Annotated in this window: 23 protein-coding genes; 18 read left to right on the top strand and 5 right to left on the bottom strand. The window is 68.3% G+C overall.

All coding sequences use genetic code 11. The features are described from left to right. Positions 1–43 precede the first annotated feature (43 nt). From ABE424_RS07185 to ABE424_RS07165, 5 genes are all read left to right on the top strand, one after another. A complete protein-coding gene (locus ABE424_RS07185) occupies positions 44–595 on the top strand; it encodes a hypothetical protein (RefSeq protein ID WP_346491642.1) in 552 nt (183 codons plus the stop codon). A 41-nt stretch (positions 596–636) separates the two neighbouring features. Next, complete coding sequence (locus tag ABE424_RS07180) at positions 637–1,113, top strand: hypothetical protein (RefSeq protein ID WP_346491643.1); 477 nt, start codon at positions 637–639, stop codon at positions 1,111–1,113. 99 nt (positions 1,114–1,212) lie between these two features. Continuing rightward, positions 1,213–1,713 carry an RNA polymerase sigma factor gene (locus tag ABE424_RS07175; protein WP_346491644.1) on the top strand — a complete coding sequence of 167 codons (501 nt, stop codon included), beginning with the start codon at positions 1,213–1,215 and terminating at the stop codon, positions 1,711–1,713. Between the two features lie 134 nt (positions 1,714–1,847). Further along, on the top strand, positions 1,848–2,810 hold the full coding sequence (locus tag ABE424_RS07170) for a FecR domain-containing protein (RefSeq protein ID WP_346478914.1): 963 nt from the start codon (positions 1,848–1,850) through the stop codon (positions 2,808–2,810). A 190-nt stretch (positions 2,811–3,000) separates the two neighbouring features. Continuing rightward, the gene (locus tag ABE424_RS07165) at positions 3,001–5,916 is read left to right on the top strand and encodes a TonB-dependent receptor (protein WP_346491645.1); all 2,916 of its coding nucleotides are present in this window, start codon (positions 3,001–3,003) and stop codon (positions 5,914–5,916) included. 93 nt (positions 5,917–6,009) lie between these two features. Here ABE424_RS07165 and ABE424_RS07160 read toward each other — a convergent pair whose 3' ends face one another. Beyond that, a complete protein-coding gene (locus tag ABE424_RS07160; RefSeq protein ID WP_176988283.1) occupies positions 6,010–6,267 on the bottom strand; it encodes a DUF2789 domain-containing protein in 258 nt (85 codons plus the stop codon). Between the two features lie 163 nt (positions 6,268–6,430). Here ABE424_RS07160 and ABE424_RS07155 point away from each other — a divergent pair, with 163 nt between their 5' ends. The 5 genes from ABE424_RS07155 to ABE424_RS07135 all read left to right on the top strand — a co-directional run bounded on the left by ABE424_RS07155 (position 6,431) and on the right by ABE424_RS07135 (position 9,475). Continuing rightward, complete coding sequence (locus ABE424_RS07155; RefSeq protein ID WP_346491646.1) at positions 6,431–7,018, top strand: biliverdin-producing heme oxygenase; 588 nt, start codon at positions 6,431–6,433, stop codon at positions 7,016–7,018. A gap of 49 nt (positions 7,019–7,067) precedes the next feature. Beyond that, entirely contained in the window at positions 7,068–7,460 is a 393-nt protein-coding gene (locus tag ABE424_RS07150; protein ID WP_319208444.1) for a YbaN family protein, read from the top strand. A gap of 123 nt (positions 7,461–7,583) precedes the next feature. Next, a complete protein-coding gene (gene exbB / locus ABE424_RS07145; protein ID WP_346491647.1) occupies positions 7,584–8,315 on the top strand; it encodes a tonB-system energizer ExbB in 732 nt (243 codons plus the stop codon). Positions 8,316–8,324: 9 nt separating this feature from the next. Beyond that, positions 8,325–8,750 (top strand): TonB system transport protein ExbD, encoded by a 426-nt coding sequence (gene exbD, locus ABE424_RS07140; RefSeq protein ID WP_346491648.1) that lies wholly within the window; start codon positions 8,325–8,327, stop codon positions 8,748–8,750. Beyond that, positions 8,747–9,475 (top strand): energy transducer TonB, encoded by a 729-nt coding sequence (locus tag ABE424_RS07135; protein ID WP_346491649.1) that lies wholly within the window; start codon positions 8,747–8,749, stop codon positions 9,473–9,475. Before exbD ends, ABE424_RS07135 begins: the two co-directional genes overlap by 4 nt. Positions 9,476–9,538: 63 nt before the next feature. Here the strand turns inward: ABE424_RS07135 and ABE424_RS07130 are convergent, their stop codons facing one another. Beyond that, positions 9,539–11,566 carry a sodium-translocating pyrophosphatase gene (locus tag ABE424_RS07130; protein ID WP_346478920.1) on the bottom strand — a complete coding sequence of 676 codons (2,028 nt, stop codon included), beginning with the start codon at positions 11,564–11,566 and terminating at the stop codon, positions 9,539–9,541. A 362-nt stretch (positions 11,567–11,928) separates the two neighbouring features. Here ABE424_RS07130 and ABE424_RS07125 point away from each other — a divergent pair, with 362 nt between their 5' ends. Then, on the top strand, positions 11,929–12,432 hold the full coding sequence (locus ABE424_RS07125; protein WP_346478921.1) for a hypothetical protein: 504 nt from the start codon (positions 11,929–11,931) through the stop codon (positions 12,430–12,432). Positions 12,433–12,619: 187 nt separating this feature from the next. Here ABE424_RS07125 and ABE424_RS07120 read toward each other — a convergent pair whose 3' ends face one another. Further along, complete coding sequence (locus ABE424_RS07120; protein WP_346491650.1) at positions 12,620–13,876, bottom strand: 6-phosphofructokinase; 1,257 nt, start codon at positions 13,874–13,876, stop codon at positions 12,620–12,622. Positions 13,877–14,017: 141 nt separating this feature from the next. On the opposite strand from ABE424_RS07120, the gene ABE424_RS07115 reads away from it, so the two are divergent. From ABE424_RS07115 to ABE424_RS07105, 3 genes are all read left to right on the top strand, one after another. Next, positions 14,018–14,581 (top strand): adenylate kinase, encoded by a 564-nt coding sequence (locus ABE424_RS07115; RefSeq protein ID WP_176988293.1) that lies wholly within the window; start codon positions 14,018–14,020, stop codon positions 14,579–14,581. 334 nt (positions 14,582–14,915) lie between these two features. Continuing rightward, a complete protein-coding gene (gene mpl / locus ABE424_RS07110; protein ID WP_346491651.1) occupies positions 14,916–16,280 on the top strand; it encodes a UDP-N-acetylmuramate:L-alanyl-gamma-D-glutamyl-meso-diaminopimelate ligase in 1,365 nt (454 codons plus the stop codon). Between the two features lie 12 nt (positions 16,281–16,292). Beyond that, positions 16,293–16,871: an LON peptidase substrate-binding domain-containing protein gene (locus ABE424_RS07105; RefSeq protein ID WP_346491652.1), complete on the top strand. Its 579-nt coding sequence runs from the start codon at positions 16,293–16,295 to the stop codon at positions 16,869–16,871. Between the two features lie 51 nt (positions 16,872–16,922). Here ABE424_RS07105 and ABE424_RS07100 read toward each other — a convergent pair whose 3' ends face one another. Continuing rightward, a complete protein-coding gene (locus ABE424_RS07100) occupies positions 16,923–18,926 on the bottom strand; it encodes a bifunctional DedA family/phosphatase PAP2 family protein (protein ID WP_346491653.1) in 2,004 nt (667 codons plus the stop codon). A gap of 101 nt (positions 18,927–19,027) precedes the next feature. Here ABE424_RS07100 and ABE424_RS07095 point away from each other — a divergent pair, with 101 nt between their 5' ends. Then, positions 19,028–19,690, top strand: a complete 663-nt coding sequence (locus ABE424_RS07095; RefSeq protein ID WP_179460156.1) for a phosphotransferase — start codon at positions 19,028–19,030, stop codon at positions 19,688–19,690. 69 nt (positions 19,691–19,759) lie between these two features. Here the strand turns inward: ABE424_RS07095 and ABE424_RS07090 are convergent, their stop codons facing one another. Further along, positions 19,760–20,431, bottom strand: a complete 672-nt coding sequence (locus ABE424_RS07090) for a hypothetical protein (protein WP_346491654.1) — start codon at positions 20,429–20,431, stop codon at positions 19,760–19,762. 116 nt (positions 20,432–20,547) lie between these two features. Here ABE424_RS07090 and ABE424_RS07085 point away from each other — a divergent pair, with 116 nt between their 5' ends. The 3 genes from ABE424_RS07085 to ABE424_RS07075 all read left to right on the top strand — a co-directional run bounded on the left by ABE424_RS07085 (position 20,548) and on the right by ABE424_RS07075 (position 23,432). Continuing rightward, on the top strand, positions 20,548–21,366 hold the full coding sequence (locus ABE424_RS07085; RefSeq protein WP_346491655.1) for an NAD(P)-dependent oxidoreductase: 819 nt from the start codon (positions 20,548–20,550) through the stop codon (positions 21,364–21,366). A 90-nt stretch (positions 21,367–21,456) separates the two neighbouring features. After that, positions 21,457–22,446, top strand: coding sequence for a YiiG family protein (locus ABE424_RS07080; RefSeq protein WP_346491656.1), 990 nt, complete (start codon positions 21,457–21,459; stop codon positions 22,444–22,446). A gap of 35 nt (positions 22,447–22,481) precedes the next feature. Continuing rightward, the gene (locus ABE424_RS07075; protein ID WP_346491657.1) at positions 22,482–23,432 is read left to right on the top strand and encodes a YiiG family protein; all 951 of its coding nucleotides are present in this window, start codon (positions 22,482–22,484) and stop codon (positions 23,430–23,432) included. Positions 23,433–23,499: the final 67 nt, after the last annotated feature.

The raw sequence follows: 23,499 nt of genomic DNA, 5'->3' as shown, positions 1-23,499 counted from the left end.
TACGGCTGCCGGAAATCCCCACCCAGCGGTGCGGTTGGCGCCGATGTCTCCGACCGGCGCGGCCGCCGATCATGGCAGCCAACCCGTCTGGAGCCTGGTGATGATGCTGATGAACCCGCTGGCGACCGTATCGCTGGCCCTGGGACTGCTGCTGACAACCGGCGCCAGTGGCGCCTCCGGTCGGCAGGAGCCCTATGTCGACCTGGTCGACTTCCCGCACCAGGAGGCCAACTGGGATCGCTTCTACGCCCTCGAAGACCACCTGATCCGCGCCTTCCACGATATCTGTGGCGACACCTACTGCGAGGGCGCGTACAGCAACCACATCGCGCTGCAGTTCCGCTGCTCGGTCCATGCGGCCAGCGGCACGGTCCACGCCTGCAGCCTGGTGATCGGCGCCGGCAACCTCGAGGTGGACGGCGGCACCGGCCAGGTGGTCCCCGACAGCCGGACCTGGGCCTGCGCCACGCCATTGGGGGCCAACACGCCGGTGGAGACGCTGCATGCGGTCCTGGCGCTGGGCGACCCGTTGCGCAGACCGCTGCCCGGGTCGGGCCGATCCATGCACGACGCCCTGATCGACTGCCTCAACTGACCGGTTGGGCGTCCCTCTCACTCCGTACAGGAAGACTGCCGATGAAGAACTTCATTCCGCGCGTGCTGCTGGTGCTTGCCTGCTGTACTGCCGTCGCCACCGGCCACGCTGCCGGGCCCTACGTCGATGCCCGGGTGTACCCGACCCAGTCCGAAGGCTGGGAACGCTTCCGTGCAGTGGAAGCGCAGCTGGTGCGCGGCTTCGATGCCATCTGTGGCGACACCTTCTGCGAAGGCGAATACCACAACCTGCAGGCGTTGCGTTTCCGCTGTTCGGTGGAGGCCGCCACGGGGCGGGTGGGGGAATGCCTGTGGACGTTTACCGGCAGCACCGCACGCGTGGACACCGCCACCGGCCGCATCGCGGTCGACGCAAGGACCTGGGCCTGCCGGGCACCGCTGCAGGACGACACGCTGCTCCCGGTGTTGCTGCAGACCCTGGAGGCGGGCGACGCACTGCATGTCGCGTTGCCGGGAACCTCGGACAGCATCTATGACGGGCTGACCGAGTGCCTGTAGCGCCACGCGCTCAAACGTGACTCATTCTCATTTGGGGAGTAACATGCCGCGCCTTACGGATGGCCGCCCTCCGGCGGTCCCGCTTCGTGCATCGGCCTCATGTCCTCCAACGCCTCCACCCTTACCGAGCTGTTGATCCGCGAGCGCCCGGCGCTGCTGCGACTGGTCCAGCGCATCCTGGGCAGTGACGGCGGCGCAGAGGATGTGATCCAGTCGATCTGGTTCAAGGCCCGCAGCGTGGACGGCGGCCAGTCGATCAGCAATCCCCGGGCCTACCTGTATCGGTTGGCGGCGAACCTGGCGACCGATCATGGCCGTGAACGCACCCGGCGCTCGCGGCTGCTGGCCGACCATTATCTGTGGGGGCCGGACGAAGTGCTCTCGACCGAAGAGCAGGCGATGGCGCAGGACGAACTGCAGCGCGTGCTGGAGGCGGCCGAGCATCTTCCCGAGCCCACCCGTACCATCTTCCGTCTCAACCGGTTGCAGGGCATGACCCAGGTGGAGGTCGCCAGACGCCAGGGCGTGTCGGTGACAACCGTCGAAAACCACGTGCGCAGCGCGCTGCAGCGGCTGGCCTGGGCACGCAGCGGGCGCTGAGCGTCATGCACGCGGGCTTGGGGAAGCCCGTTTCCCATCCGTCTTGATCATAATGCCGTCCCTTCCGGCATCTTCGTCGTCCGCGCGCGACCGCGCGACCCCCGCCAGCCATGAGCCCGCAAGAACCACCTCCGATGTCCCGACCCTTGCCGCCGTCCGATCCTGCTGCCGTCCAGGCCCGTGCCTGGATTGCATGGCTGGCCTCCGGGGCGGTCGAGCCGACCCAGATGCAGGCATTCGAGCAGTGGCTGGCCGAGCCGGACAACCGCCGCACCTTCGAATACGAGCGCCAGCTGTGGCGCAGCCTCGGGCCGCGCCCGGCATCGGCCCCGGCCGGGACACGGTCGCGGCGTCGTGCGCGCTGGCCCGTCGCGGCGGTGGCCACCGCGGCGCTGCTCGCACTGACCTGGGTGGCACCGGAGGCGTGGCTGCGGCTGCAGGCGGATCACCGAAGCGGGACGGGCATCCAGTCCGTGGCGCTGCCCGATGGCAGCCGCGCCGTGCTCGATGCCGACAGCGCGATCGCGGTCCGCTACGACGGCCAGGTGCGCCGCATCGCGCTGCTGCGCGGGCAGGCCTGGTTCCAGGTGACGCCTGATCCGGCGCGTCCGTTCCAGGTGGATGCGCAGGGCGGCGTGATCGAAGACATCTCCACGGCGTTCGCGGTTGCGCGCGAAGACGATCACGTGGAGACGATCGTCGAGCAGGGACGGGTTCGCGTCGCGGCGGCCGACCGCACTGGCTGGACCTACCTGGATGCCGGCCAGCGCGCGCGTTTCGCCGCGGGCGAGCGGGTGACGCGGCAGGAGGACGTGGCGCTGGACCGGATCGCGGCCTGGCGTGAGGGTGAACTGCTGATCGAGGCGGCCGGAGTCGAGGATGCGGTCCGGCGCATCGCGCGCTATCGGCCCGGCGCTACGTTCGTGCGCGGGGATCTGTCGACCCTGCCGTCGGTCAATGCGGCCTTCCGCATCGACCGGCCAGAGCAGGCCCTGGACGCGCTGGCGGTGAGCGCTGGACTGACCGTCACCCGGCTGCCGATGGGCGTGGCGATCGTCGCACCGGCCACGACCACGACCACGACTACGACGGAGTAATACCGCACGCGGTGCCGTCATGGCATCCGCGCGCCAGGCAGGTCACGCACGCGCATTGGTCTTGGGGCTGCGCCCCGTTCGTTCGTCTTATCGGCATAACGTACCCGCCGCCGCCACGTACGTCCGCTGCATCCGCACCTGCGTGCGGGTGACCCGCCTCTGCGGCACTGATCCTCTGACAGGTTTTTCCATGCGCATTTCCACCCGCGCGGGCCATCGTCCGCGCCCGTCACGTCTCTGCATCGCCCTGCTCACTGCCGGCCTGGCGGCCGCGCCCGCACTGCCGGCACTGGCCCAGTCCGGTCCGACGTCCGCTGCGGCGACCCTGCGTTTCGACATTCCCGCCCAGCCGCTGTCCGATGCGCTGCGCACCTACATGCGCCAGTCCGGGGTGCAGGTCGCCTATCCGGCCGCGCTGGCCCAGGGGGTGATCTCCAGCCCGGTGACCGGGCAGATGGACGCGCCGGCGGCGTTGCTGCGCCTGCTGCAGGGCAGTGGGCTGAGCATGCGCCCGGTGGGCCCCGACGCGGTGACCCTGGAGCGCGCGGCGGTGGCGGCCAGTGACGATGGCCTGATCGTCACCGACGCGCTGAGCGTGGCCGGTGACCGCATCGACGGCGGCAGCGATGCCGAACGCGCGCTGGATGTGTACCGCACCGCTGGCTCCAGCGCCTACATCGCGCGCGCCACCATCGAGCGCTTCCGCGGCACCTCCACTGCGGACATCGTCAAGGGCGTGGCCGGCGTCACCGCGGGTGACCCGCGTACCGCCAACGCGCTGGACGTGAACATCCGCGGCATCCAGGGCCAGAGCCGCATCCCGGTGATCATCGATGGCGGGCAGTCGACCATGGACACCTACCGCGGTTACGCGGGCCAGTCGCAGCGCACGTATCTCGATCCGGACCTGATCTCCAACGTCACCATCACCAAGGGCCCGAGCCTGGGCGTCAACGCCTCCGGCGGCATCGGCGGCGTGGTCGAGATGGAGACGCTGAAGATCGAGGACGTGCTCCGCGAGGGGCGCGATGCCGGGCTGCGCGTGCGCACCGGCATGGCCAATGCCAGCGCCAACAACGTGCCCGCCTATGATGCCGCGCCGCGTACCGACCGCAGTGCGCTGGGCAGCCAGTTCTTCAACACCGCCACCGCCAGGCACTGGGATCGCTTCGACCTGGTCGCGGCCTATGCATGGCGCGAGAACGGCAACTATTTCTCGGGCAAGCACGGCTACGACGATTTCCCGCAGACCCGGCGCACCCTGGCGCCGTTGAATCCGCCGGACACCGAGGTGTTCAACACCTCCTCGCGCTCGGAGTCGTTCCTGCTGAAGGGCACCTGGCGCATCGACAACAACCAGACGCTGGAAGCCGGTTATCGCCGCTATGAAGGCACCGCCGGCGAGATCATGGCCTCGCAGATCATCCGCGTGGACCGCGACCGCGTGCCGCAGTGGGATCCGGGCCATGTCGACATGGATGCCTACAACCTGCGCTACCGCTTCAACCCGGACAACGAGCTGATCGATCTGAAGGCCAACCTCTGGTACACCGACGCCGACAGCCTGATGTACAACGGCCTGACCGGGATCACGCCGTGGTACTTCGATCGCCGCACCGAGTGGTACGACGGTCCGTCGTTCAACACCGATCCGGGCTACAAGGATGCGTACCGCAACGAGCTGACCCAGACCCGGCTCGGCTTCGACGTGGGCAACACCACGCACCTGGAATCCGGTGCCGGCCTGTTCACGCTGGACTACGGCCTGTCCTTCAGCGACGAGGACGTCGGACCCGGCCCGCACTCGCCGGTGATGCACGACGACCTGGTCAACAACCGCTTCCTGCGCAATGCCGAGCGCAGGGAATACAGCGCGGTGGCCTCGGTCAAATGGCAACCGGACGAGCATTGGGAAGTGATGCTCGGCGGGCGCTACAACCGCGTCAACGTGCATGACCGCAACCGCCTGGCCACGCCGGATAGCTACGGCGTGATCGGTCAGTACCGCTACACCCAGCTGCTGGATGGCAATCCGAACCTGCCGGCATGGCGGGCCAAGCGCATCGCCATGCTGAACTGGTATCCGGATGCCAATGGCCAGTTCACCGAGGCCTCGCTGCTGGCCTCGCCATACGAGAAGGGCACGGTCGGCGACATCACCGGCTGGAACTTCTACGATGCGGATGACGCCGAAGATCTGCGCGTGCCGGTCAGCTGGACCTGGTCGCAGCCGGTCCGTCGCCGCGACAGTGCCTTCATGCCCAGCGCGAGTGTTGCCTACCGCTTCGACGAAGACACGATGGTGTATGTGAAGTACGCCGAAGGCGTGAAGCTGCCCAGCCTGTTCGAAACCACGCTGGGCCTGTTCACCGCGGCCAAGCCGACCGGTGAGCTCAAGCCGGAGCGGGCAGGGACCTGGGAAATCGGCGCGAGCACGGTGCGGCACGGCCTGTTCACCGAGGGCGACCAGGCCGGGTTCAAGCTGGCCTACTTCAATACGCGCATCGATGATCTGATCACCCGCGACTACCGCACCCTGTCGGCCGGCCTGATCCGCAACGTGGATCGCTTCAAGGTGTCCGGCGTGGAGTTCCAGTCCAGCTATGACAGCGGCACGGTGTTCGCCGATCTGTCCGCGCATTACTACATCGAGGCCAAGACCTGTGCGCCGGACATCGCCGCCGAGCGCCGCGCCTACGGTATCCAGCGGAAGATCGAGGAACTGAAGAACACGCCGGACTGTGTCGATGGTGGCTTCGAAGGGTCGTACAGCAACACCCAGAACCCGCCGCGCTACAACGTCAACCTGACCCTGGGTTCGCGGCTGTTCGACCAGCGCCTGAGCTTTGGCACCCGGGTGATCCACAACGCTGGCCCGATCAGCAGGCTGGACAAGGAATGGAACGTCGGCCTCTCGGCGATCCAGCAGCTGTACCGCCCGGCGACCATCGTCGACCTGTTCGCCAGCTGGCAGGCCAGCGAGCAGTTCGCGGTGGACCTCAACGTGGACAACCTGACCGATCGCTACTATCTCGATCCGCTGGCGCTGGGCGTGATGCCCGCACCGGGCCGGACCGTGCGGCTGGCGCTGACCTACCGCTACTGATGCCCGGACACGACAGGGGCCGGCATTGCCGGCCCCTGCGTGCATCCGACCGGCACACACCGTGCCCGGCCGCTGTCAGCATCGCGCGACCGATCAGCCGGCGTTGGCCTGCTGGGTCGCATCGGCGTGCAGGGCTTCGCTGAGCTCATCGACCACGATCGCCCACTCCGCATCCGAGCGCAGCTGCTCGGTCAGGAACTGGCGCTGACCGTCGTTCCAGTACGGCGCTTCGATCAGGCGGATGTCGTTGGAGAGCTGGTGGTCGCGGATGAAGGCCGCGATCGCCGCCTCGCTGGCGTCCAGCCCGAGCTGCAGGAACAGGTTGGTCATGCGCGGTTCGGTCGTGATCATCGTGTCATTCCAGTGGCAGGGCGTGGTCCGTATTATCGGGGCAACGCCGTGACGGTGGCATGTGACGGACGCAACACGGGTCCACGCGACACGGGCTTGGGGTTGCACCCGTGCCAGACGTCTTCAACAGAGAACCGCGCCCACTTCCCCTGCAAGCACTGCCATGATCGTCATCGATACTCCCGAAGCCACCCGCAGCCAACGCCTCAAGGCCGCCACCCGCGACAGCCATGGCGCGCTGGACAAGCGCATCATGGCCGGCGACATCTTCGCCAGCCGCGACCTGTTCGCAAAATTCCTGCGCGTGCAGTACCGCTTCCACCGCGATATCGATGCGCTCTACGGCAACCCCGCGCTGGACGCGCTGCTGCCCGATCTGGACGAGCGCCGCCGTCTGCCGCTGATCGCCCGCGATCTGGCCGACCTGGAACAGACCCTGCCGCTGCCGGCGTCGACGCGCCTGGATGGCGATCTGCCGCTGCCGGCCGCGCTGGGCTGGCTGTACGTCGCCGAAGGCTCCAACCTCGGTGGCACCGTGCTGTACAAGATGGCGGCCAGGCTCGGTCTGGACAGCGACTTTGGCGCGCGCCATCTGGCCGCGCATCCGGATGGCGCGGCCCGCCACTGGCGCGAGTTCACCACCGCACTGGATGGTGTGGCGCTGACCGCCGCGCAGGAGCAGCAGGTGATCGATGCGGCCGATGCCGCCTTCCGCAGCGTGCACGGTCATGTCGAGGAAGAATTCGCATGATCGCCGCCCGCGCCACGCCCGCGGTGCCGGACCCCCACGGCCGCCCGTGATGCGCTGGCTCTGGTTCGGCCTGGGCTGGATCATGGTGGCGCTGGGCGTCATCGGCGCCCTGCTGCCGGTGATGCCGACCACGATCTTCCTGATCCTGGCTGTCGGCTGTTTCGCGCGCAGCTCGCCGAAGTTCGAACGCCGGCTGCTCGAGCATCCCCGTTACGGGCCCCCGCTGCGCCTGTGGCGCGAGCAGGGCGCGATCAGCCGCAAGGGCAAGGCCTTCGCCGGGGCCGGCATGGCGTTCGGCTTCGTCATGTTCTGCTGGGGCGCGCATCCGTCCTGGCCGCTGCTGCTTGGCGTCGGGGTGTTCTTCGCGGCCAGCGCGGCGTATGTGCTGTCGCGGCCCGCACCGCGGCCGCCCGGCGTGCCGGTTCCCCCGTCGGAGCGCTGAACGCGGTGCCCCGCCTGCGCGGATCCGCACCGCATCACCCCGATACTTCTCCGCCTCCCTATTGCCTCCTCTTGCCTCCGGCGCCGCCCCGCGCCGCGACGCCCCTGACAGACGACCCTGCTGATGACCCTCCCGATCGATGTTCCTGCCGCCGTGGCGGCATTGCCGCATGACCTGACCCCGTGGGGCATGTACCAGGCCGCCGATGGCGTGGTGCAGGCCGTGATGATCGGGCTGGCACTCGCCTCGATCGCCACCTGGACGGTGCTGGTCGCCAAGACCTGGGAGCTGGGCCGGCAGCGCACGCGGCTGCGCCAGGCCTGCGCGCTGCTGCTGCAGTCGGCGCACCTGCCGGCGCCCCGGACGCATGCGCTGCTCGACGAGGGCGTGGCTCACACGCTGATCGACGCGGCCCGCACCGAGCTGCGCCTGTCGGAAGACGCGCACGATCCGGTCGGCATCAAGGAGCGCGTCGCCTCGCGGCTGGAACGCATCGAACTGGCGCATGCGCGGCAGCTGCGCACCGGGGTCGGCCTGCTCGCCAGCATCGGCGCGATCGCGCCGTTCGTCGGCCTGTTCGGCACGGTGTGGGGGATCATGAACAGTTTCATCGGCATCGCCCACGCCAACACCACCAACCTGGCCGTGGTCGCCCCGGGCATCGCCGAGGCGCTGCTCGCGACCGCCCTGGGCCTGGTCGCGGCGATTCCCGCCGTGGTGATCTACAACCACTTCACCCGCGTGCTGGGCGGCCTCCGCGGCCTGCTGGGCGATCTGTCCGCCGGGGTGCAGCAACTGGTCTCGCGCGATCTGGACCGGCGCGGCAACGCCCCTGCCGTGCGCGACGCGCGCTGAGGAGCGGCCATGGCCATCAAGACCGCCCGCCACGACGACGACGCGCTGGAAGAAAGCCACGAGATCAACGTCACCCCCTTCATCGATGTGATGCTGGTGCTGCTGATCATCTTCATGGTCGCCGCGCCGCTGGCCACGGTGGATACGCCGGTGGACCTGCCGGCCAGCACTGCAAAGCCGCAGCCGCGCGATGGGGAACCGGTGTTCCTCTCGGTGCAGGCCGATCTGTCGCTGAGCATCAATGACGTGCCGGTCGGCACGGACGGGCTGAACGCCACGCTGGAGCGGCTGACCGCCGGTGATCACGAGCAGCGCATCTACCTGCGCGCCGACCAGACGGTGCCTTATGGCGAGCTGATGCAGACCATGAACGCGCTGCGCGCCGCCGGGTATCGCCGGATCGCACTGGTTGGCGTGGAGCAGCGCAGCGAATGAGCCGCGACACTCCCGCATCGCTGCGTTGGGCGGGCAGCCTGGCGCTGGTGCTGGCCACGCATGCGCTGCTGATCGGCGGCGCGGTGTGGTGGCAGCAGCGTGCGCCAGTGCTGGTCAGTGATATGCCGGTGGAAGCGGTGATGGTGGAGCTGGCGCCGGTCCCGGAAGCGCCGACCGCGCCACCGAAGGAGATGCCGCCCGGGCCGTTGCAGCAGGAGCAGCATCGACCCGAGCCCACGCCGGTGCCCAAGGTCGATCTCCCGCCGGACGACACGCCGGACGCGCAGGACGTCCTGCGTCGCGAGACACCCCGCGAAGAAGAACTGACCGACCAAAACAACGTGGCGCAGACGCTCGCACCACCGGATGTGTCGGCGCGCCCGTCCGAGCGCTACGCCGCCACGCAGACCGTTGCCGGCCGCCAGGGCCCTGCGGCCGTCACCTGGCAGGGCCTGCTGCTGGGCCATCTGGAACAGTACCGCCGCTATCCGCGCCAGGCCGAGCGGCTGCGCCAGCAGGGCGTGGCCTATGTGCGCTTCTCGGTGGACCGGCAGGGCAACGCCTCCAACATCCGGCTGGGACAGAGCAGCGGCCATGCGCTGCTGGATGAGGAAACCCTGGCCACGGTGCGCCGCGGCAGCCCGTTGCCACCGCCGCCCGCGGAGATCACCGGCGACCCGGTGGAGGTGATGGTGCCGGTGACGTTCTTCCTCCGGCGGCGTTGAGGCGTGGCGAACCGCACGCGCTGCACGGACGCGCTGGCATGAGGCCAGCGCGTCCGTCATTCCTCAGAGCAGCGGCACCAGCAGCAGGGCCACGATGTTGATGATCTTGATCAGCGGATTGATCGCCGGGCCGGCGGTGTCCTTGTAGGGATCGCCGACGGTATCGCCGGTCACCGCGGCCTTGTGCGCCTCGCTGCCCTTGCCGCCGAAGTGGCCATCCTCGATGTACTTCTTGGCGTTGTCCCACGCGCCGCCGCCGGTGGTCATCGAGATCGCCACGAACAGGCCGGTGACGATGGTGCCGATCAGCAGGCCGCCGAGTGCACGCGGCCCGAGCAGCAGGCCGACCACCACCGGTACCGCGACCGGCAGCAATGACGGGATGATCATTTCGCGGATCGCCGAGCGGGTCAGCAGGTCCACCGCACGGTCGTACTGCGGCTTGCCGGTGCCATCCATGATCCCGGGAATCTCGCGGAACTGGCGGCGTACTTCCTCCACCACCGCACCCGCCGCGCGACCCACCGCTTCCATCGCCATCGCGCCGAACAGATAGGGAATCAGGCCGCCGATCAGCAGGCCGATGATCACCTCATGGTTGGACAGGTCGAAGGCGAAGACCTCGCCGGGATTGGCGGCCTGCAGGTTGTGCGTGTAATCGGCGAACAGCACCAGGGCGGCCAGGGCGGCCGAGCCGATCGCATAGCCCTTGGTCACCGCCTTGGTGGTGTTGCCGACCGCATCCAGCGGATCGGTGATGTCGCGGATTTCCGGCGGCAGTTCGGCCATCTCGGCGATACCGCCGGCGTTGTCGGTGATCGGGCCGTAGGCATCCAGCGCCACGATCATGCCGGCCATCGAGAGCATCGCGGTCGCGGCGATGGCGATGCCGTACAGGCCACCGAAGTAGTGCGCCAGCCAGATCGCCACGCACACCGCGATCACCGGCAGGGCAGTGGACTTCATCGAGACGCCGAGGCCGGCGATGATGTTGGTGCCGTGGCCGGTGGTGGAGGCCTGCGCCACGTGCTGCACCGGCTTGTACTGGGTGCCGGTGTAGTACTCGGTGATCCACACGATCAGCCCGGTCAGCACCAGCCCGATCAAGGCGCAGAAGTACAGGTTCAGCGCACCGTGCGCGTTGTCCGGCATCAACTGCGTGGTGATCGGGTAGAACGCGATCGCCGCCAGCACGCCGGACACGATCACGCCCTTGTACAGCGCGCCCATGATCGAGCCGCCGGGCTTCACCTTGACGAACAGCGCGCCGATGATCGAGGCGATGATCGACACCCCGCCCAGCACCAGCGGATACAGCACAGCGTTGGCACCGGCCTCGGCGATCATCAGGTTGCCGAGCAGCATCGTCGCGATCACCGTGACCGCATAGGTTTCGAACAGGTCGGCGGCCATGCCGGCGCAGTCGCCGACGTTGTCGCCCACGTTGTCGGCGATCACCGCCGGGTTGCGCGGATCATCCTCGGGAATGCCGGCCTCGACCTTGCCCACCAGGTCCGCGCCGACGTCGGCGCCCTTGGTGAAGATGCCACCGCCCAGTCGCGCGAAGATGGAAATCAGCGATGAGCCGAACGCCAGCCCGACCAGCGCATGCAGCGTCTGCGCGACATCCAGGCCCAGCTTCAGCAGCAGTGCGTAATACCCGGCCACGCCCAGCAGGCCCAGGCCGACCACCAGCATGCCGGTGATCGCACCGCCGCGGAAGGCGACGTCCATGGCCGCGCTCAGGCCGTTGCGGGCGGCTTCGGCCGTGCGCACGTTGGCACGCACGGACACGTTCATGCCGATGTAGCCGGCCGCGCCGGAGAGCACGGCCCCGATCGCGAAGCCGATCGCGGTGTACCAGCTGAGGAAGAAGCCGACCAGCACGAACAGCACGGCACCGGCGATGGCGATGGTCAGGTATTGACGGTTGAGATAGGCGCGCGCGCCTTCCTGGATGGCGGCGGCGATTTCCTGCATGCGGGCATTGCCAGCCGGTTGCCGGAGGATCCAGCGTGCCGACACGATGCCGTAGAGAATCGCGAGAATGGCGCAGAACAGCGCCAGAGAAAGCCCGTAACGTTCCAGCATGTCCCCTCCCGGGTGATGGAATGACATCCAGTGAACGGATGAACTTCTCCACGCGGGGGCACAACGGGCTGCAACCATGAACCAACCCGTTCAGACCGTGCCCGGTCTTCAAGCGTGTGGCGGTGTTCAGCAATCCCTGGTGATCCGAGTATGCGGGCAAATCCTCGATGCATGCCAGCAAGGATTACAAACCGCATGCGCGTGCCCGGATCGCCAACGACGGAGGTAGGGCCGGCCGCTGGCATCGGTAGTGCCGGCCGCTGGCCGGCAGCCAAGCAGATCCGGACGACCGGCCGCCTTTGCCACGCCGTTCAGCCACCCACTGGCAGCCTCGGCCCATCCCCAGCCGTTGGAGCCCTGCCATGTCCCCCCGTCATCTGTTGTGGCTGGCCCTGTTGCCCGCCGTGTCCTCTTTCGCCGCCGAGACCCCCGAACTGCAGCGCGCCGCGGGCACCCCGCAGGCGGTGGGCGCGGCCCACACCCTGCGCCAGATTCCCGAAGCCTGCGCGCGGTTGGAAGGCGTGTTCACCGGCGAAGCGGCCCAGCCGTACAAATTCGCCGTGGTGCGCACCAGCGAGCAGTGCCAGCCGCGGGCCCGCTTCGTCGACTACGACAAGGCGCAGCCCAGCGAAGCCAAGGGCTGGAAACTCAACGATGTGATCCGCGTGCCGAATGCGTCGTGCCCGGCGCAGCAGGCCGTCGTCCGTGTGTGGCGCATGCCGGTCACCACCAAGCCCGAGCTGGATGGCCAGGGCCAGTCGCGCATCTACCTGGAAGACGCCAAGAAGCAGGCGGCGGCCGGCAAGATCGCCCAGGTGCCGATGTTCGCCGCGCAGATGAAGGTCGAAGGCAAGGCCTGCAACTGACTTGACCACACCCCGGTAGTGCCGGCCGCTGGCCGGCTCCACGCGGACCGTCAGATGCCCGATGAGACCGGCCGCTGGCCGGCTCCCAGGACGCTGCCGCACACCGCGATGCCGGCCAGCGGCCGGCACTACCCGACTGTCAGACAGCCCGAAGGTGCAGGCCAGCGGCCGGCACCACCGGGGTCGTTCATGCCTCGAAAGCAGGCAGCTTCTTCTTGACCGCCACGTTCTTCAGCGTCACGTACTTCGGCAGTCCATCGGGCCCGTACGGCAACGGCGCTTCCCCCTTGATCAGCGGGGCGAGGTAGGCGCGGGCCTTCTCGGTGATGCCGAAGCCATCGCGCCGGATGAAGCCGGCCGGCATCTTCTTCTCGTGATTGGCCACCTTGTGCAGCGGCGCGGCCTCGATCTTCCAGCGATACGGTGTATCGCTGGTGCGCACGATCACCGGCATCACGGCGTTCTGGCCTTTCAGCGCGAACTGCACCGCGGCCTTGCCAACCGCCTGCGCCTGCTCCCAGTCGGTCTTCGAGGCGATGTGCCGCGCCGAGCGCTGCAGGTAGTCGGGCAGGGTCCAGTGGACCTTGTAGCCCAGCGCATCCTTGACCCGCGCCGCCAGCTGCGAAGCGACGCCGCCCAGCTGGGTATGCCCGAACGAATCGGTGCCGCCGCCCGCATCGGCGACGAAGCGCCCATCGGCGGTCTGGATGCCTTCGGAAGCCACCACCACGCAGTAGCCCACGCGCTCGACCACCTGTTTCACCTTGGCCAGGAACGCGGCCTCGTCATAGGCGCGCTCGGGCAGCAGGATGAGGTGCGGGGCGTCGTCGACGCCCTGGCCGGCCAGGCCTGCGGCGGCGGCGAGCCAGCCGGTGTGGCGGCCCATGGCCTCGTAGACGAACACCTTGGTCGAGGTCTCGGCCATCGCGGCCACGTCCAGCGCGGCTTCGCGCACGGAGACGGCGGTGTATTTGGCCGCCGAGCCGAAGCCCGGGCAGGTGTCGGTCACGGCCAGATCGTTGTCGATCGTCTTGGGCACGCCGATGCAGGTCAGGTCGTAGTCGAAGGCCTTGGCCAGCTGGGAGACCTTCCAGGCGGTATCGGCCGAATCGTTGCCGCCGTTGTAGAGGAACCAGCGCACGTCATGGGCGCGCAGCACCTCGAGCAGGCGCTCGTACTTGCCGCGGTCGGCCTCCAGCGACTTGAGCTTGTAGCGGCACGAGCCGAACGCACCGCCCGGGGTGTGGGCGAGGGCGGCGATGGCGGCGGCGGTCTCCCGGGAGGTGTCGATCAGGTCTTCGCGGAGCGCACCGAGGATGCCGTTGCGCGCGGCCAAGACCTTGATTCCTTTGGCCCTGGCCGTGCTGATGACCGCCGAGGCGGTGGCATTGATGACGGCGGTGACGCCGCCTGACTGGGCGTAGAGCAGGGTACCGTTGGGCATGGTGCGACCTTGGTCTGGGGGAAGGACATTGCAGAGACATTACCGGTATGGGGTAAAGTGCGCGTATTGCGGTGCAGCGTGATTGTGGACAATCCCGGGGCGCGCGCCCTTCCATTTTCTTACCAAGTTGGAGTCAGGTTGATGCGATTGGTTCTGTTGGGACCGCCCGGTTCGGGCAAGGGGACACAGGCGACGCGCCTGAAGGAACACCTGTCGATTGCGCACATTTCCACCGGCGACCTGCTGCGTGCCGAAGTGGCCGCCGGCACCGAGCTGGGCAAGCAGGCCAAGGCCGTGATGGATGCCGGCAACCTGGTGTCCGATGACATCCTGCTGGGCATGCTCGAGTCGCGCCTGGGCCAGGACGACGTGGCCAAGGGCTTCATCCTCGACGGTTACCCGCGCAACGTGGCCCAGGCCAACGCGCTGGACGCCCTGCTGGCCAAGATCGGCCAGCCGCTGGATGCCGTCGTGCAGCTGGACGTGCCGACCGAACTGCTGGTCGAGCGCATCGCCGGCCGCGCCGCCGAACAGGGCCGCGCCGATGACAACCCCGAATCCGTGCGCCAGCGCCTGCAGGTCTACAACGACCAGACCGCGCCGGTGGTGGATTTCTATGCCGGCCGCGGCACGCTCGCACGCGTGGATGGCGTGGGCGAACTGAACGATGTGGAAGCGCGCATCCGCGCCGCGATCCAGGCCTGAGCCGGTCGGTGCCGCTGCGGCGGCACCGCACCCGCGCCGCGTGTGCAGGATCCGTAAAACACACGCGCCCGGCCCCCGAAGGGACCAGGCGCGTGGTGTGAAGGTGCCAGCGAGCGGGCTTGCTCAGAGCCCCGCAGCATGAGCCCCCCTGGGGATGGCCTCTTGGGGAGTAGGACCAATGGGGTACTGCGGCTGGCCACGCGAATTGTGTCCGTCTTCACAGTACGGCGCTATCGGGAATTCCCCGACACCCTGCTGGATTTTTCTGATAGTCGACTAGGAGTTGTCTGACGGCGATCTCCATCGACGCTGGTGATCGGCGACAATCGTACGCATGAGCACGATCCATATTCTTGGCATTGCAGGCACTTTCATGGGCGGCGTCGCCGCGCTGGCACGCGAGAAGGGCCATACGGTCCGCGGCAGCGACCAGGCGATCTATCCGCCGATGTCCACCCAGCTCGAGCGCCTGGGCATCGCGCTGGATCCCGGCTACCGCGCCGACAGCGTGGCGCCCGACTGCGACGAGGTGGTGATCGGCAATGCCCTGTCGCGTGGCAATCCCGCCGTGGAAGCGGTGCTGGACGCTGGTCAGCGCTACATCTCCGGCGCCCAGTGGCTGTCCGAGCAGGTGCTGCCGGGCCGCGACACGCTGGCCGTGGCCGGCACCCACGGCAAGACCACCACCACCACCATCCTGACCTGGCTGCTGCACAGCGCCGGGCGCGAACCGGGCTTTCTGATCGGCGGCGTGGCCGAGGATTTCGGCGTGTCCGCGCGCGTGGGCAGCGGCCGCGAGTTCGTGGTCGAGGCCGACGAGTACGACACCGCGTTCTTCGACAAGCGCAGCAAGTTCGTGCACTACCGCCCGCTGGTGGCGATCCTCAACAATCTCGAATACGACCACGCCGACATCTTCCCCGACGTGGCCGCGATCCAGCGCCAGTTCCACCACCTGATCCGTACCGTGCCCGCGCGCGGGCGCCTGATCGTCAACGGCGAAGATGCCTATCTCGCCGAGGTGCTGGCGATGGGCTGCTGGACCCCGGTGGAGCGCTTCGGATTCGATCCGTCGCTGGAATGGCACGCCGAACTGGTGGAGGCCGATGGCAGCGTGTTCGTCGTGCACCATCGCGGCGCACGGGTCGGTGAAGTGCGCTGGTCGCTGCTCGGCCGCCACAATGTCCTCAACGGCCTGGCCGCCCTGGCCGCCGCGCATGCGGTCGGCGTCGAGCTGGCCACGGTGATCCCGGCGCTGGCCGCGTTCCGCAGCGTCAAGCGCCGGCTGGAAGTGATCGGCCAGGCGCGCGACATCACCCTTTACGACGATTTCGCGCACCACCCGACCGCGATCCGCACCACGCTGGACGGCCTGCGTGCCAGGGTCGGTAATGCCCGCATCGTGGTGGCGATGGAGCCGCGCAGCAATTCGATGCGGCTGGGCGCCCACGCGCAGGCCCTGGCGCCGTCGCTGGACGGGGCCGACGCAGTGGTGTTCCTGCATCGCCCCGAGCTGGCCTGGGATGCCGCCGCCGTGATCGCCGCCGTGCGGGGTGAGGCGCATGCGGTGGCGGACACCGATGCGCTGCTGGCCCAACTGGGCGCGATCGCCGCGCCGGGCGACCATGTGGTGTTCATGTCCAACGGCGGGTTCGACGGCGCCCCGCGTCGTTTCCTGGCGCAGCTTCAGGATCACTGAGTGCCGCTGGCCATGACCGAGACCGCTTCGCTGCCCCTGTTCCCGCTGCACACCGTGCTGCTGCCCGGTGCGGCGCTGGGCCTGCGGGTGTTCGAGCGCCGCTATCTGGACATGCTGCGCGAATGCAGCCGGGCGGGCACCGCGTTTGGTGTCTGCCTGATCCTGGAGGGCGAGGAGGTCGGCGCGCCGGCCTTGCCCGCCGCCTACGGGGTCGAGGCGCGGATCGAGGATTTCGACGTGGGTGCCGATGGCGTGCTGGTGCTGCGCCTGCGCGGCCAGCGCCGCTTCCATGTCGAACGGACCCGGGTGCGCGACAACGGCCTGATCATCGCCGAGGCGACCTGGTGCGCGCCCGACAGCGACGACGAGCTGCAGCCCGAGCACGCGCTCATGGCGACCGTGCTCGAGCACATCATCGAGCAGGCGGGCGCCGCGTTCGCCCCGGTCAGCCCGGCGCAGATGGAGCAGGCCAGCTGGGTCGGCTGGCGCCTGGCCGAACTGCTGCCGCTCCAGGATGCTCAGCGCCTGCAACTGCTGCAGCGCGATGATCCGCACCAGCGCCTGCAGGCGCTGCTGGACTGGATGCCGTAACGCGGGGCGTGGCCCCGCTGCACGATCGGCCGGGGATGCCCCGGCGCTGCCTCATTCCGCCGGGGGCATGCGCACGCGCAGTACCGGCATCTCCGTGTCCGGATGGGTATCGACCTGCTGCGGCAGGCCCTCCAGGGCCTGGCGGACCGCATTGAGCGACGGGTCGATGCCACGCATCGGCCGCCACATCCCGATCAGCTTGAAGTGCTGCTGGTAGTGCAGGGTCTGCGCACTGCCCAGCCACAGCGGTTCGTTGTCCGGCGCCGACAGACGTGCGGGTGCCGGCCACAGGCGCAGCGCGAAGATCTCGTTGGGCGCATTGCCCGCGCGCAGCATCAGCAGCGACTCGACCTGGGTGTCCAGGGTGGCCGGCAGCACCGGCACGGTGTCCTTGTCGCCGGACTTGTCGAGCATCAACAGCGCCTGCTCCCAACCGGCCTGCGGCTGCACGCGCCAGCCCTGGCTTTCCAGCCGCCGCTGCAGCGGCGCCAACGGACCGGCCACCTGCACATCCAGCGGCCAGCGCTGATCGTCATCGAACTCATTGCGGCGCGAGGGCAGGTGCTGCCATTCGGTTGTCCACCAGGCCTGGGCATCCAGCGGCGCCGGGGTCGGCTGGGCCGGCTCGAAGCGGGCCAGCTTGACCGGTATGTTGCGCGGGGCATACCAGAGCGCCGCGATGGCGAAGGTGCCGTAGAACAGCCACGCCACCGGCTTGACCCAGAACGAGCGGTTGAAGCGGCGACGGTAGGCGATGCCCAGCACCAGCAGCCAGAACAGACCGAACAGCATGCCGCCGATCACATCGCTCAGCCAATGCGCGCCGAGGTAGATGCGCGCGAAGCCGATCAGGCTGACGATGATGCCCGAGAGCAGGTAAGGCCAGACGCGCGTGCGGCCCGGCAGCTCGCGCGCGATCAGCACGGCGAAGAAGCCGAAGGTGATCGTGGCCATCGTCACCGAGACCGACGGGAAGCCGAAGCCGCTGCTTGCATCCGGCGGGCGGACCACGTCCACCGTCGCGCCGAGCAGCTTGCACAGTGCAAGGCCGAAGGCGAGCGCGGCCAGCCAGTGGGCCGCCGCCATCCAGCGCCGGCGCCAGACCAGGTAGCCCATGCCGGCGGCGGTGGCGGGCAGCAGGACCTGCCACGCGCCCAGCGAAGCCAGTGCGGCCATCGGGTAATCGGCCAGCGGATTGCGCAGCGCCAGCATCGCGTGGTGCACGGCCAGATCGACCATCAGCGGTTCGCCGTGGGCGACCACGGCCATCAACAACGCGAACCAGCCCCAGCCGAGCAGCAGCAGCATCACCGCCAGCATCGCCAACGGCACCGACTCCCGTCGCTGCGGATCGAACACCGCCACCGAATAGCGGCCCAGGGTCGGGTGCCGCTGCGACCAGGCCAGCAGGCTGGCGAGCCAGCTGTCCATGCGCGAGGCCGACCAGCGGTAGCCATACAGCACGATCGCCCAGACCAGGCCCATGATCACGCCGAGCAGGGCCAGCACCATCACCAGCCGACCGGCGACCGCAGCCACTGCGTCATAGGCCTCGCCGAGCACCCAGCCGGGCGCGAGGAACAGCACCGCCCACGACAGGCTGGCGATGCCGCTGGCCTGGATGTAGCGCGACAGCGGCATCTTCATCATGCCGGCGATGGCGGGCACGAACGGCCGGATCGCGCCGACATAGCGCGCCACCAGGATGCTCTTGAACGCATTGCGGCGGAACATCGTTTCGCCACGGTCGAGCAGCTGCGGGTATTTGCTGAAGGGCCAGAAACCCCGCAGGCGATCGCCCCAGCGCCGCCCGATCCAGTAGCTGATGCCATCGCCGGCAAACGCGCCGAGGGCTGCGCAGGCCACCGCATACGGTCCGGAGATCTGGCCCAGGCCGATGAACACACCGACCGCGAACAGCAGCGGCAACGCGGGCACGATCGCGCCCAGCACGATGACCGCATCGCAGAACGCGATGAGGAAGATGACCGCACCGGCAAGCACGGGGTGAGCTGAGATCCACGCAAGCGTGGCATCGATCCATGACGAGTCCATCGGGGGATTATAGAGGGGGCAAAGTGACTGACTGCCGGCCGGCGGCGGGGAAGTGCGGCATCTGCAGTGAATGAACGCGATCACCCGCCTAGAATGGCGGCATGACACGCCCCGCCGACGCCGCCCCGACCGCCCTCAAAGCCGACAGCTTCGGCCGCATCCTGCTGATGGAGCAGGACGGCCAGCGCTTCGTGCGCCGCGATCTGGAAGCGACCCCGTGGTGGCTGCGGCTGCCGGCATGGTGGCTGGCCCGGCGCGAGGCACGCGCGCTGGCGCACCTGGATGGCATGCCCGACACCCCGCGCCTGCTGGCCTGGAACGGGCGCTGGCTGGACCGCAGCTTCATGGCCGGTGATGCCATGTACCAGCGTCCGCCGCAGGGCGACCTGGCGTACTTCCGTGCCGCCCGCCGATTGCTGCAGCAGGTGCATCGCCATGGCATCGCGCACAACGATCTGGCCAAGGAAGCCAACTGGCTGGTACGCGACGATGGTTCGCCGGCGCTGATCGATTTCCAGCTGGCGGTGATCGGCAACCCACGCTCGCGCTGGATGCGCTTGCTGGCCCGCGAAGACCTGCGCCATCTGCTCAAGCACAAGCGCATGTACTGCCGGCAGTACCTGACGCCGGTGGAGAAGCGGCTGCTCAAGCGCACCTCGTGGGTGCGCGATCTGTGGTTCCGCACCGGCAAGCCGGTCTACCGCTTCGTCACCCGCAGGATCCTGCACTGGGAAGACAACGAAGGGCAGGGGCCGAAGCCCTGAGCGGGCGAAGCACGCACGCGCCGCAGTGACCGGGCGCGCGCCCGGCTGACCGGGACCAGGCGATGGTGCTCAGCGCAGCTCGAGGATCTGCTTGCCGCTGAAGCGGCGTTGCGCATCGAAATCGTAGGCGACCCGCAGCTTCCCGACATCCGCGCAGGCATGACAGGTACGCATCGGCGTGCTGTAGATCAGGCGCACGCCCCCGTCGGGCCGCGCTTCACTGCCGCTGGCCTCGGCCGGTGCGAAGGGCGTGGCCTCCGGGTGCGCATCCAGGAACGGCTTGACCGTGGCATCGGCGCGCGACATTTCCGGCAGCACGTCCGCATCCACATCCACCGTGTGACCGGCGCTGTCGACCAGCAGCGTGCTTTCATTGGTATTGGCGCGGAACGGATACTCGATGGTGGCGATGCCCACGCCGTCCTGTTCGCGCCATGCGCTCACATAGCCGGGATTGCCCTGCGCGCCCAGTTGATGGGCGGCGGCGATCGCCTGCGGGCTGGCCTTGGCGGCCTGCATCGCGCGGGCCAAGCAATCATCGGCGACCGGTGCCTGGCCACGGCAGGCATCGACCTCGCCGTCCCAGATCGCGGCTTCGCTGAAGGGGGACGCGCCGCCCGCGGTGCCGGGAACGGTGGCGGCCGCCTGCGGCTCGGTGCTTGTCGGAGCGCCCGCCGGCTGGCAGGCGGCAACGCCGAGCACCAGCGCAAGCGCAGTCAGGGGAAGGCGGATCGCCGTCATGTCGCTCATTCCATGCAGAACGTGAGCGCCCAGTATCGACGTGGCGCATGAATCCGGCGTGTGCGCCGGGGCGGCATAATGCGGGTCCATTGCAATCGCACTGAAGGAACCCGCACATGGCCAGTCTGCAAGGCAAAACCCTGTTCATCACCGGCGGCTCGCGCGGCATCGGCCTGGCCATCGCGCTGCGTGCGGCGCGCGACGGCGCCAACGTCGCGATCGCGGCCAAGTCCTCGGTGCCCAATCCCAAGCTGCCGGGCACCATCCACAGCGCTGCAGAGGCGGTGACCGCCGCGGGCGGGCAGGGGCTGGCGCTGAAGTGCGACATCCGCGAAGAGGACCAGGTGCGTGCGGCGGTGGCTGCCACGGTGGATACGTTTGGCGGCATCGACATCCTGGTCAACAACGCCAGTGCGATCTGGCTGCGCGGCACGCTGGATACGCCGATGAAACGCTTCGACCTGATGCAGCAGGTCAACGCGCGCGGCAGCTTCCTGTGCGCACAGGCCTGCCTGCCGCACCTGCTGCAGGCGCCCAACCCGCACATTCTGACCCTCGCGCCGCCGCCGAGCCTGGACCCGAAGTGGTGGGCCCCGCACACCGGCTACACGCTGGCGAAGATGGGCATGAGCTTCGTCACCCTCGGGCTGGCCGCCGAGTTCGGTCCGCAGGGCGTCGCGGTCAATGCGCTGTGGCCGCGCACCATCATCGCTACCGACGCGATCAACATGATTCCCGGCGTCGATCCCGCCGGCTGCCGCACGCCGCAGATCCTGGCCGATGCCGCGCACGCGGTGCTGGTGCGCGAGGCTGCCGGTTTCCACGGCCGCTTCCTGATCGACGACGAGGTGCTGGCCGAAGCCGGGGTGACCGATCTGTCCGGGTACGCCATGGACGTGTCGCGCCCGCTGCTGCCGGATCTGTTTCTGGACTGACTGCGCCAGGAAACGCAGCGGGATTGAGCCGACCATCACGGCGGGCTCGGCTAGAATGCGCGGCTGTAATCGTTTTCAAGGATGGTCTGCATGCCCCGTGTTCTTTCTTCCACCGCGCTGGCTGCTGCGCTTGCGCTTGTCCTGTCTGCCTGCGGCAACACACCTGCTGGCGACCCGGCCACGACGGGCTCGGCCGAGCAGCGCGGTGCGACCGCCGCCGTCGACGCGCAGCAGCAGCTGACCGCCAAGCTCAACGCCTACATCGGCTGTTTCAACGCACTTGATTCAAAAACGCATGACAGCATCCAGTCGTATACGCGTTGGATCAAGGATGTCGACGCAGGCCCGACCGGCCGCGAGTCGAGCATCTACGGGCCCTTCGAGATCAGCGATTACGACATGAAGCAGTGCGATGCACCGGTGACGGAAGCGATCGCGGCCAAGCCCGCACTGGCCGAGCTCGATGACGCTGCCGGCCGCTATCAGCAGGCGCTGAAGGCGCTGGCGCCGGTCAGCAAGGAGGCTCACGACTACTACGAGCGGCAGGATTACGAAGACGACCAGTTTGCCAAGGGCAAGCAGATGCATGGCCCGCTGATGGCCGCGTTCAAGCAGTTTGTGGCAGCGAGCGAGCAGTTCAATGCTGAACTGGAACGCCAGAACGATGCGGCGCAGCGTGAGCAGCTCAAGGTGCTGGAGCAGGCCGAGGGCCGCACTCGCGAGTACTACCGCCTGGCGATGATGCTGGAAGCCAAGGCTATCGTGGAGCTGATGACGCAGGATGCGTTCGACACGACCAAGGCGCAGGAGCGTCTGGACGCATTCAACCGCATTTCGGACGAAGCACATGCCAAGGTGGCTGATCAGGAGCCCGGCAAGTCCGATTGGGAGGGTTTCGAACGCGAAGCGGAGAACTTCCGCCGCCAGGGCAAGGAACGGCTGCAGCGTGTCAGCGAAAAAAGGGCGTACAGCAGGTTCGAGCGCGGCATGCTCGATTCGCCGTCGATGGCGCCGCAGGGCTCGCCGGCCAAGCTGATGCAGGAATACAACGCGCTGGTCTTCCAGAGCAACCGCCAGTAAGGCGCCCTACTGTTTTTTGTGTGCAAGGAACTGAATTGAACGCTTCTATACGTGTACTGCCGGTGCTGTTGCTGGGCGCCGTGGCCGGCCTGGCTGGCTGCAACAAGTCCACCGGCCTGTCGCCGGCCGATCCCAGCCTTGCCAAGGTCAATGCCTATATCGAGTGCTACAACGGCGTCGAGCAGCCCATCCACGAGGGCTTCGAGACCTATACCGGCTGGATCAAGGATGTCGAGGCCGGCCCGACCGGCAAGGAAGCGCAGCCGCGCTCGCCGGGCACGGTGTTGTCGCACCGCGTGGAATATTGCGGCCAGCCGCTGACCGACGCGCTGGCGATGACGCCGGCGACGCCGATGGATGCGTCAGCGCGCGATTACCAGCAGGCATTCCAGGCCTTGTATGCGAAGATCGAGCAGGCCGATGGCTACTTCAGCCGCGAGGAATTCCGCCGCGATGGTGGCGAAGGCATGCGCAGCCAGCACGCACCGCTGATGCAGGCCTATGCGGCCTTCTTCAAGGCCAGCGACGCACTGGACGTGGCGCTGGAAAAGAACGAGGAAGACCGCCGTGCCGCGCAGCTGAAGGAGATCGAAGAGAGCGAGGGCCGTTCGCCGGCGTACTACCACCTGCGCCTGGTCGGTGACGGCAAGCAGCTTGCGGTGGCCTTCCAGGATGAAAAGCCGGACGTCGCCGCGCTGCGCACGCGCCTGGCGGATTACGAAGCACTGGTGAAGGAGATGCAGACCGCCGGCATCGGCAAGGACGACCCGATGTGGGGCCCTGTGCAGCGCTCGGCCGACACGCTTATCCGCAAGGCCGGCCGTGGCATCGAACGCATTGAGCAGGGCAAACCGATCAGCGCGGAAGGCCTGGCTGCGGAGCGCAAGGCTTCGGGCAGCTGGCTCACCTCGGCCCCGGAAGGCGCGCAGTCGGACATCCTGGACGCGTACAACGACCTGGTGGCCACCAGCAACCGCATGCATTGACGGTCGGGTGGGGGGGGTGCGGACCATTGGTCCGCACTGCGCAGGTTCTCACCCACGCATGGCGTGG

The sequence above is a fragment of the Stenotrophomonas sp. TWI1149 genome, from assembly GCF_039673155.1.
Taxonomy (GTDB): Bacteria; Pseudomonadota; Gammaproteobacteria; order Xanthomonadales; family Xanthomonadaceae; genus Stenotrophomonas; species Stenotrophomonas maltophilia_AA.
Note: the sequence above shows the minus strand (reverse complement) of the source record. Positions and strands in the feature narration are given on the sequence as shown.

Bases quoted from the DNA above. Each gene is read 5' to 3' on its own strand.
- ABE424_RS07155 (WP_346491646.1), top strand. From the start codon at position 6,431: ATGATCGTCATCGATACTCCCGAAGCCACCCGCAGCCAACGCCTCAAG.
- ABE424_RS07150 (WP_319208444.1), top strand. From the start codon at position 7,068: ATGCGCTGGCTCTGGTTCGGCCTGGGCTGGATCATGGTGGCGCTGGGC.
- ABE424_RS07175 (WP_346491644.1), top strand. From the start codon at position 1,213: ATGTCCTCCAACGCCTCCACCCTTACCGAGCTGTTGATCCGCGAGCGC.
- ABE424_RS07135 (WP_346491649.1), top strand. From the start codon at position 8,747: ATGAGCCGCGACACTCCCGCATCGCTGCGTTGGGCGGGCAGCCTGGCG.
- ABE424_RS07170 (WP_346478914.1), top strand. From the start codon at position 1,848: ATGTCCCGACCCTTGCCGCCGTCCGATCCTGCTGCCGTCCAGGCCCGT.
- exbB (WP_346491647.1), top strand. From the start codon at position 7,584: ATGACCCTCCCGATCGATGTTCCTGCCGCCGTGGCGGCATTGCCGCAT.
- ABE424_RS07095 (WP_179460156.1), top strand. From the start codon at position 19,028: ATGACACGCCCCGCCGACGCCGCCCCGACCGCCCTCAAAGCCGACAGC.
- ABE424_RS07165 (WP_346491645.1), top strand. From the start codon at position 3,001: ATGCGCATTTCCACCCGCGCGGGCCATCGTCCGCGCCCGTCACGTCTC.
- ABE424_RS07090 (WP_346491654.1), bottom strand. From the start codon at position 20,431: ATGACGGCGATCCGCCTTCCCCTGACTGCGCTTGCGCTGGTGCTCGGC.
- ABE424_RS07160 (WP_176988283.1), bottom strand. From the start codon at position 6,267: ATGATCACGACCGAACCGCGCATGACCAACCTGTTCCTGCAGCTCGGG.
- mpl (WP_346491651.1), top strand. From the start codon at position 14,916: ATGAGCACGATCCATATTCTTGGCATTGCAGGCACTTTCATGGGCGGC.
- ABE424_RS07120 (WP_346491650.1), bottom strand. From the start codon at position 13,876: ATGCCCAACGGTACCCTGCTCTACGCCCAGTCAGGCGGCGTCACCGCC.
- ABE424_RS07085 (WP_346491655.1), top strand. From the start codon at position 20,548: ATGGCCAGTCTGCAAGGCAAAACCCTGTTCATCACCGGCGGCTCGCGC.
- ABE424_RS07115 (WP_176988293.1), top strand. From the start codon at position 14,018: ATGCGATTGGTTCTGTTGGGACCGCCCGGTTCGGGCAAGGGGACACAG.
- ABE424_RS07105 (WP_346491652.1), top strand. From the start codon at position 16,293: ATGACCGAGACCGCTTCGCTGCCCCTGTTCCCGCTGCACACCGTGCTG.
- ABE424_RS07185 (WP_346491642.1), top strand. From the start codon at position 44: ATGTCTCCGACCGGCGCGGCCGCCGATCATGGCAGCCAACCCGTCTGG.
- ABE424_RS07130 (WP_346478920.1), bottom strand. From the start codon at position 11,566: ATGCTGGAACGTTACGGGCTTTCTCTGGCGCTGTTCTGCGCCATTCTC.
- ABE424_RS07080 (WP_346491656.1), top strand. From the start codon at position 21,457: ATGCCCCGTGTTCTTTCTTCCACCGCGCTGGCTGCTGCGCTTGCGCTT.
- ABE424_RS07180 (WP_346491643.1), top strand. From the start codon at position 637: ATGAAGAACTTCATTCCGCGCGTGCTGCTGGTGCTTGCCTGCTGTACT.
- exbD (WP_346491648.1), top strand. From the start codon at position 8,325: ATGGCCATCAAGACCGCCCGCCACGACGACGACGCGCTGGAAGAAAGC.
- ABE424_RS07125 (WP_346478921.1), top strand. From the start codon at position 11,929: ATGTCCCCCCGTCATCTGTTGTGGCTGGCCCTGTTGCCCGCCGTGTCC.
- ABE424_RS07100 (WP_346491653.1), bottom strand. From the start codon at position 18,926: ATGGACTCGTCATGGATCGATGCCACGCTTGCGTGGATCTCAGCTCAC.